Below are 7,653 nucleotides of genomic sequence, written 5' to 3' on the forward strand. Positions count from 1 at the left end.
CAAACGCCGGCGAGGCTGAAAGTGCCGGATCCCGGCTTCGAACGCCCCCCGGGGCTGGATCGGCAACCCCGGCTTCGCCCCACGGGGGCTGGATTGGCCAGCCCCCTTCGAACGCCACCCGCGTGTTTTTCTCCGCCTGCCGCTTTCGAAGCGGGGGTTCGCCTATCCAGCCTCGCCGGCGTTTGAGGCGCGGGGTTTGGGGCGGAGCCCCGAGGAACCCGGCTCCGCCGGGCACCGGGGCTGGATTGGCCGGCCGGACCCCGGCATCGAACGCCGTCCGGGGGACGCCGTGCGCAGGGTTACCGGGGGTAGCTTCCCGCTGGGCGGGGGTGGAACCGGGGGGCCGGCGACCGACCAGTAGGCTGCGGGTTCACCCGCTTCCGGCGGCCCCCGCCGCCCCCCGCCCCGCTCCCCCGTCCCGAAGTACCGAGGTATTCGCGCCGTGAGCTCCGCACCGCCCCCCATCCCCGTGACGGTCGTCGGCCTCGGCGCCGACGGCTGGGCCGGGCTCACCGCGGCCGCGCGCGCCGCCCTGGCCTCGGCCGAGGTGCTGATCGGCGGGCCGCGCCAGTTGGACCTGCTGCCCGCCGCGGAGTGCGGGGGCCTGCGCGTGCCGTGGCCGAGCCCGCTGCGCCCGGCGGTGCCGCGGCTGGCGGCCGAGCACGCCGGCCGCCGGATCGCCGTGCTCGCCAGCGGGGACCCCATGTTCTACGGGATCGGCCGCGCCCTGTCCGAGGAACTCGGCCCGCAGGCCCTGCTGGTCCACCCGCACCCCTCGTCGGTGTCGTACGCCTGCGCCCGCCTGGGCTGGCCGGTGGAGGACACCGAGGTGGTCACGGTGGTCGGCCGACCCGTGGCCCGGCTCGCGGCGGCCCTGCACGAGGGGCGCCGGGTGCTGGTGCTCAGCGCGGGCGCGGCCTCCCCCGGCGAGATCGCCGCCCTGCTGCGCGAGCGCGGCTTCGGCCCGAGCCGGATGCGGGTGCTGGAGCAGCTCGGCTCCGAACGGGAGGACGCGTACGAGGGCACCGCCGACACCTGGGACCACGCGCCCGGCGACCCGCTGAACGTGGTGGCCGTCGACTGCCGCCGCGACCCGGACGCCGCCGTCCCGCGGCTCGGCGCCACCCCGGGGCTGCCGGACGCCGCGTACGAGCACAACGGCCAGCTGACGAAGCGCCACGTACGGGCCGCGACCCTGTGCGCGCTCGCCCCGGCCCCCGGCGAGCTGCTGTGGGACATCGGCGGCGGCTCCGGCTCCATCGGCATCGAGTGGATGCGGACGCACCCCTCCTGCAGGGCCGTCTCCGTCGAGCGCGTACCGGACCGGGCCGAGCGCATCACCCGCAACGCGGCCGCGCTCGGCGTGCCCGGGCTGCGCGTCGTGACCGGCGCGGCCCCCGCGGCGCTGGCCGGACTCCCGGCCCCCGACGCGGTGTTCATCGGCGGCGGGCTGACCGTGCCGGGCGTGCTGGAGGCGGCCTGGGAGGCGCTGGCCCCCGGAGGCCGACTGGTCGTCAACGCGGTGACGCTGGAGTCGGAGGCGGTCCTCACCGAGCACTACCGGCGCCACGGCGGCGAACTGGTCAAGCTGGCCGTCGCACACGCCGTGCCGGTGGGCGGTTTCACGGGCTGGCGGCAGGCGATGCCGGTGACCCAGTGGTCCGTCACCAAGCCCCGGCCGCCGCAGCCGGACACCTCCGCGGCCACCGCCGCCGACACCGCCGCCGCCGCCGTCGACATCGACATCGACATCGACACCGCGAACGAGAAGGATCAGTAGAGATGACCGTGTACTTCATCGGTGCGGGCCCCGGCGCCGCCGACCTGATCACGGTGCGCGGGGCCCGGACGCTGGCCGCCGCCCCCGTCTGCCTGTACGCGGGCAGCCTCGTGCCGCGCGAGCTGCTCGCCGAGTGCCCGCCGGACGCCCGCCTGGTCGACACCTCGCAGCTGAACCTCGACGAGATCATCGCCGAGTGCGTACGGGCCCACGAGGCGGGCCTGGACGTGGCGCGGCTGCACTCGGGCGACCCGTCCATCTTCAGCGCGGTCGCCGAGCAGATGCGGCGCCTCGATGCGGCCGGCATCCCGTACGAGGTGGTCCCGGGCGTGCCGGCGTTCGCCGCGGCGGCGGCCTCGCTGAAGCGGGAGCTGACCGTCCCCACCGTCGGCCAGACCGTGATCCTGACCCGGATCGCCCAGCAGGCCACGCCGATGCCGCCCGGCGAGGACCTGGCCACGCTCGGCCGCAGCGGCGCGCTGCTGGTGCTGCACCTGGCCACGCGGTACGTGGACCGGGTCGTCGACGAACTGCTGCCGCACTACGGGGCCGACTGCCCGGTGGCGGTGGTGGCGATGGCCAGCCGCCCCGACGAGCTGATCCTGCGCGGCACTCTGGCCGACATCGCCGGCCAGGTGAAGGGGGCGGGGCTGGTCCGCACCGCGGTCATCGTGGTGGGCCGCACGCTCGGCGCGGAGCAGTTCCGCGACAGCCACCTGTACTCGCCGGAGCGCGACCGGCATGTCTGCTGAGCCGGCTTCCGCCGGACCGCTCGCCCCCGGGCGGCTGCTGCACGTCCTGATCCTGGGCGGCACCACGGAGGCCCGCCGTCTCGCGGAGGCCCTGGCCGCGGGTCCCGACGGCGGCGGATCGGGTCCCGGCTGCGGCCCGTACCGGGTGACCACCTCGCTCGCCGGGCGCGTGGCCTCCCCAGTGCTGCCTCCGGGCGAGACCCGGATCGGCGGCTTCGGCGGGCCGGAGGGGCTCGCGGCCTGGATCTCCGCCCACGGGGTCACCCACCTGGTCGACGCCACGCACCCCTTCGCGGAGCGGATGAGCTTCAACGCCGCCCGGGCGGCCGTGGTGTCGGGGGTGCCGCTGCTGGCGCTGCGCCGGCCCGGCTGGGCGCCCGGCCCCGCCGACGACTGGACCTTCGCGGCCGACCTCGGCGAAGCGGCGGCGCTGCTGCCCGGGCTCGGCCGCCGGGTCTTCCTGACCACCGGGCGCACGGGGCTGCACGCCTTCGCGCACCTGGCGGAGCCCTGGTTCCTGGTCCGCTCCGTGGACCCGCCGGCCGCTCCCGCGCCGCCGCGCCTGGAAGTCCTGCTGGCCCGCGGCCCGTTCACCCTCGACGACGAGCGGGAGCTGCTGGCCCGGCACCGGATCGACCTGCTGGTCACCAAGGACAGCGGCGGCTCGGCCACCGCCCCGAAGCTGGCCGCGGCCCGCGAGGCCGGCATCCCGGTCCTGGTCGTGAACCGCCCGCCGGTTCCGGCCGGGGTCCCGCTGGCGGAGTCCGTCCCGGCGGCCCTGGACTGGCTGACCTAGAACCCGCCCGGACCGCGGGCGCCGAGGGGCTGGAGGACCAGCCCCTCGGCGCCGCAGGGTGCCCGTACTACCCGTAACGCCGCGGCGTCCAGGTGATGCGGGTGCCGTCGCCGCGTTCGGTGATCTGCGTCTGCGAGGAGCCGATCAGCAGGATCGTGCGCATGTCGACCTCGGACGGCTCCAGCGTCGCCAGCGTCAGCACGCGCACCGACTGCTCCGGGCCGCCGACGTCACGGGCCACCACCACCGGGGTGTCCGCGCCGCGCAGTTCCAGCAGCAGGTCGCGGGCCTGCGCCACCTGCCAGGTCCGGCTGCGGGAGCCGGGGTTGTACAGGGCGAGGACCAGGTCCGCTGCGGAGGCCGCGCGCAGGCGGTCCGCTATGACCTCCCACGGCTTGAGGCGGTCCGACAGCGAGATCGTCGCGTAGTCGTGGCCCAGCGGGGCACCGGCCGCGGCCGCCGCCGCGTTCGCCGCGGTCACGCCCGGCAGGACCCGTACCGGGACGTCCTTGTACGCGTCCTGCCCGGCCACCTCCAGCACGGCCGTCGCCATGGCGAAGACGCCCGGGTCGCCGCCGGAGACGACCGCGACGCGCTTGCCGCGCCGGGCGAGGTCGAGGGCGAACTCGGCGCGCTCCGACTCGACCTTGTTGTCCGAGCCGTGCCGGACCTGGCCCGGCCGGACCGGGACCCGGTCCAGGTAGGTGGTGTAGCCGACGAGGACCTCGGCGTCGGCCAGCGCCCGCTTGGTCTCGGGGGTCAGCCACAGCGGGCCGGCCGGGCCGGTGCCGACGACCGCCACCTCTCCGGGCCCGGTCGGCTTGGCGCCCGGGTTGCCGATGCGGCTCGGGACGACCGCCACCGAGAAGTACGGCACCGATTCGGGGTCGACGTCGGCCAGCCGGCCGGTGCGCTCGCCGGCCATGGTCGCGCGTTCGACGTAACGGGCCTCCGCCAGCCGCCCGGAGGACTCCATGGCCCGCCGTACGGCCGGGAAGGTGCGGCCGAGCTTCATCACGACCGCCGAGTCGGTGGCGGCGAGGCGGGCGGTGAGCTCCTCCTCGGGCAGGGTGCCCGGCAGGATCGTCAGCACCTCCTCCCCCTCCACCAGCGGGGTGCCCAGGCGCGCGGCGGCCGCGCTGACCGAGGTGACGCCGGGGATGACCTCGGCCTCGTAGCGGTCGGCGAGGCGCTTGTGCATGTGCATGTACGAGCCGTAGAAGAGCGGGTCCCCCTCGGCGAGCACGGCGACGGTGCGGCCGGCGTCCAGGTGGGCGGCCAGGCGGGCGGCCGAGGCCTCGTAGAACTCCTCCATCGCGCCCTGGTAGCCGCCGGGGTGGTCGGTGGTCTCGGTGGTGACCGGGTAGACCAGCGGCTCCTCGATGTGGTCGGCGCGCAGGTGCTTGGCGGCGATCGAGCGGGCGATGGAACGGCCGTGGCGGGCGCTGTGGTACGCGACGACATCGGCCTCGGCGATCACCTCGACGGCCCGCAGGGTCATCAGGGACGGGTCGCCCGGGCCGAGTCCGACCCCGTAGAGGCGGCCCTTGGCCGGTGCAGCGGTGTCGGTGACAGTGGTGCCGGTGCCGGTGCCGGTGCCGGTGCTGGTGCCGGTGCTGGTGCTGGTGCTGGTGCTCATTCTTCCTCGCTCGCGATCGCGTTGAGGGCGGCGGCGGCGATGGCGCTGCCGCCGCGGCGGCCGCGCACGATCAGGTGGTCGAGGGCCGAGGGGTGCGCGGCGAGCACGTCCTTGGACTCGGCGGCGCCGATGAAGCCGACGGGGACGCCGATGACGGCGGCCGGGCGCGGAGCGCCCTCCTCGATCATCTCCAGCAGCCGGAACAGCGCGGTCGGCGCATTGCCGACGGCGATGACGGAGCCCTCCAGCAGGCCGCGGTCGCGCCAGACCTCGAGGGCGGCGGCGCTGCGGGTGGTGCCCATGCGCTGCGCGAGCGCGGGGACGGCCGGGTCGGAGAGGGTGCAGATCACCTCGTTGTCGGCGGGCAGCCGCTTGCGGGTGACGCCGCTGGCGACCATCTGCACGTCGCAGAGGATGGGTGCGCCGGCGTGCAGGGCGGCGCGGGCGTTCAGCACGACGTCCGGGGTGTAGCCCAGGTCCTGGGGCAGGTCGGTCATTCCGCAGGCGTGAATCATGCGCACCGCGACCTGTGCGACGGAGGCGGGCAGCCCGGAGAGGTCCGCCTCGGCGCGGATCGTGGCAAAGGACTGGCGGTAGATCGCGGCGCCGTCCTTCTCGTACTCGAACACGGTGTACTCGCTCATTTCTTCACTGCGTCGGGGGTGGTGTGGTGGTGCGTGGACGTCGTGCGGCCGTGAGGGCGGCCGCCAGGTCGGCGTGCGGGACGGGCTGCCCGGAGAGGTCGTACCCGTCGGGGGTGGCGACGATGTCCACCCAGGCGGTGCCGCGCGGATGGCCGCAGCGGCGGGCGCAGCCGGACCAGTGCACGGGCAGGGCGTCGGCCGCCTGCTCGGCCTGCGCCGCCTGTTCCGCCTGCTCCGCCTGCTCCGCCTGCTCCACGACGGCACGCGCGTCGGCGCGTACGTCGGCCAGCGCCTTGGCGCAACCGGGCCGTCCCGTACAGGAGGTGACGGACCGCCAGGGACTGTCGGGGGCGACGACCAGGCCCGCGGCCTGGATGCGGGCGTAGCCGTCGACGGGCCCACGGGTGCTCGCGTCGCGCGGAAGGATGATGCTGCGCCACGGGGTGACGCGCAGCTCGCCGTTGCCGCGGTCGGCGACCTGGACCAGGACCTGCCACTGGTCGGTGCTCAGCCGGCCGAGCGGGGGCAGGACGCACAGGGCGGTCTGGTTCCCGGCGCCGCCGGGCCCCCGGGGCTCGGGCGGCGGCGCGTACGGCCACTCCACCGCGGGCACGCGGGTCGCGTCGATCCCGGAGCCGGCCAGGCGGCGCGCGAACTCGGCGGAGTCGAGGGCGTGTCCGGCGGGCAGCTCGGCGACCCGCCAGGCCCGGGTCCCGGCGGTGTCGGCGGCGTCGAGGAAGTACTCGGCCGCGAGCAGAGCCGCGTGCGGCGCGTCGGAGTCGCCGAGTTCGACGGCGTCGGCGGCCGCGCCGAGGCGCACCAGCGCCCGGCCGTCCTGCCGGGCGAGGGCGGTCACGTCGGGGTCGAGGGCGGCGACGTCGCCGCGCCCCTCGTCGAGGGCGAACAGGAACCGCCCGGACAGGGCCGTCGCGCGGGTGCTGGCGCAGAGCAGCCGGTCCAGTTCCCGGACCCAGTGGACGACGCGGTGCGTGCCCATCGGGCTGGCCACGATGTTGCGCACCCGCTCGTGGCTCGGCGCGGGCAGCAGTCCGGCGCCGTCCAGCAGCCGCGCGAGCCCGGCGCCGCAGTCGTCGGCGAGGCCGCGCAGCTGGACGTTGCCGCGCGAGGTGAGTTCCAGGTGGCCGTCGCCGAACCGGTCGGCGGCGAGGCCGAGGACTGAGGCCTGGCGGGTGGTCAGCAGCCCGCCGGGGATCCGGACGCGCGCCAGGTACCCGTCGTCGGCGGCGTGCAGCCGGAGCGCGCCGGGGCAGGCGTCGCCGCGGTCGCGTATGACGGGTTCGTCCCGCGATGCGGCGGTCGGTGGCTGGGGCGGCATGGCCGCGAGCATACCCACGATTGACCGCCCCCGACCTGTGTCCGTCGCCACCCCGACCAGCAAATCCCCACCTCCGCCTTCGAAGCGGGGGCTCGGCCAAATCCGGCTCCGCCGACTGTCGAAGCGGGGGGTGGCCCACTTCAGCCCCGTCGGCTGCCGAAGCGGGGGCGGCCCACTTCAGCCCGCCGGCTGCCGAAGCGGGGGGGCGGGCCACTTCAGCCATGCCGGCTACCGAAGCGGGGGCGGGCCACTTCAGCCCCGCCGGCGTTTGAGGCGCGGGGTCTGGGGCGGAGCCCCAGGAGCCCGGCCGGCTTCGCCGACGCCGTGGGACCGGGGGTCCGGTCAATCCAACCCCGCTGGCGCTTGAGGCGCCGGGTTTGGGGCGGCACCCCAAGGAACCCGGCTCCGCCGGGCCCCGGGCTCCGCCCGGACCCTCCCCCAGACTCCGTCCGGGGGGACCCCCACTCAAACGCCGGCGAGGCTGGACATGCCGGACCCCCGCCCAAGCCTGGGGGAACGAAGCAGCGCCTTCGAAGCCGGGCCGGCCACTTCAGCCTCGCCGGCTGCCGAAGCGGGGGCAATTCAGCCTCGCCGGCGTTTGAGGCGCCGGGTTTGGGGCGGCACCCCAAGGAACCCGGCTCCGCCGGGCACCGGGCTCCGCCCGGCCCCTCCCCCCGACTCCGTCCGGGGGGACCCCCACTCAAAC

General features: G+C 76.2%; 6 protein-coding genes. 3 read left to right on the top strand and 3 right to left on the bottom strand.

Annotated elements, in window-relative coordinates:
• The first annotated feature begins 442 nt into the window (after positions 1-442).
• The 3 genes from cbiE to ABZ924_RS37600 are packed head-to-tail and all read left to right on the top strand — an operon-like array spanning position 443 to position 3,328.
• Positions 443-1,780: a precorrin-6y C5,15-methyltransferase (decarboxylating) subunit CbiE gene (gene cbiE / locus ABZ924_RS37590; protein ID WP_361920078.1), complete on the top strand. Its 1,338-nt coding sequence runs from the start codon at positions 443-445 to the stop codon at positions 1,778-1,780.
• A gap of 2 nt (positions 1,781-1,782) precedes the next feature.
• Positions 1,783-2,532, top strand: a complete 750-nt coding sequence (gene cobM, locus ABZ924_RS37595; protein WP_361920080.1) for a precorrin-4 C(11)-methyltransferase — start codon at positions 1,783-1,785, stop codon at positions 2,530-2,532.
• The gene (locus ABZ924_RS37600; protein WP_361920082.1) at positions 2,522-3,328 is read left to right on the top strand and encodes a cobalt-precorrin-6A reductase; all 807 of its coding nucleotides are present in this window, start codon (positions 2,522-2,524) and stop codon (positions 3,326-3,328) included. The genes cobM and ABZ924_RS37600 overlap by 11 nt, the downstream gene beginning before the upstream one ends.
• 67 nt (positions 3,329-3,395) lie before the next feature.
• Here ABZ924_RS37600 and ABZ924_RS37605 read toward each other — a convergent pair whose 3' ends face one another.
• Genes ABZ924_RS37605 through ABZ924_RS37615 form a run of 3 tightly spaced genes read right to left on the bottom strand, consistent with a single transcriptional unit; the run spans position 3,396 to position 6,947 of the window.
• A complete protein-coding gene (locus ABZ924_RS37605; RefSeq protein ID WP_361920084.1) occupies positions 3,396-4,967 on the bottom strand; it encodes a precorrin-2 C(20)-methyltransferase in 1,572 nt (523 codons plus the stop codon).
• Positions 4,964-5,596, bottom strand: coding sequence for a precorrin-8X methylmutase (locus tag ABZ924_RS37610; RefSeq protein WP_361920088.1), 633 nt, complete (start codon positions 5,594-5,596; stop codon positions 4,964-4,966). The genes ABZ924_RS37605 and ABZ924_RS37610 overlap by 4 nt, the downstream gene beginning before the upstream one ends.
• A 19-nt stretch (positions 5,597-5,615) precedes the next feature.
• Positions 5,616-6,947 carry a cobalamin biosynthesis protein CobG gene (locus tag ABZ924_RS37615; RefSeq protein WP_361920086.1) on the bottom strand — a complete coding sequence of 444 codons (1,332 nt, stop codon included), beginning with the start codon at positions 6,945-6,947 and terminating at the stop codon, positions 5,616-5,618.
• Between the last annotated feature and the right edge of the window lie 706 nt (positions 6,948-7,653).

Source organism: Streptomyces sp. NPDC046876, from assembly GCF_040645035.1.
Lineage (GTDB): Bacteria > Actinomycetota > Actinomycetes > Streptomycetales > Streptomycetaceae > Streptomyces.

Bases quoted from the DNA above. Each gene is read 5' to 3' on its own strand.
- cobM (WP_361920080.1), top strand. From the start codon at position 1,783: ATGACCGTGTACTTCATCGGTGCGGGCCCCGGCGCCGCCGACCTGATC.
- ABZ924_RS37600 (WP_361920082.1), top strand. From the start codon at position 2,522: ATGTCTGCTGAGCCGGCTTCCGCCGGACCGCTCGCCCCCGGGCGGCTG.
- ABZ924_RS37605 (WP_361920084.1), bottom strand. From the start codon at position 4,967: ATGAGCACCAGCACCAGCACCAGCACCGGCACCAGCACCGGCACCGGC.
- ABZ924_RS37615 (WP_361920086.1), bottom strand. From the start codon at position 6,947: ATGCCGCCCCAGCCACCGACCGCCGCATCGCGGGACGAACCCGTCATA.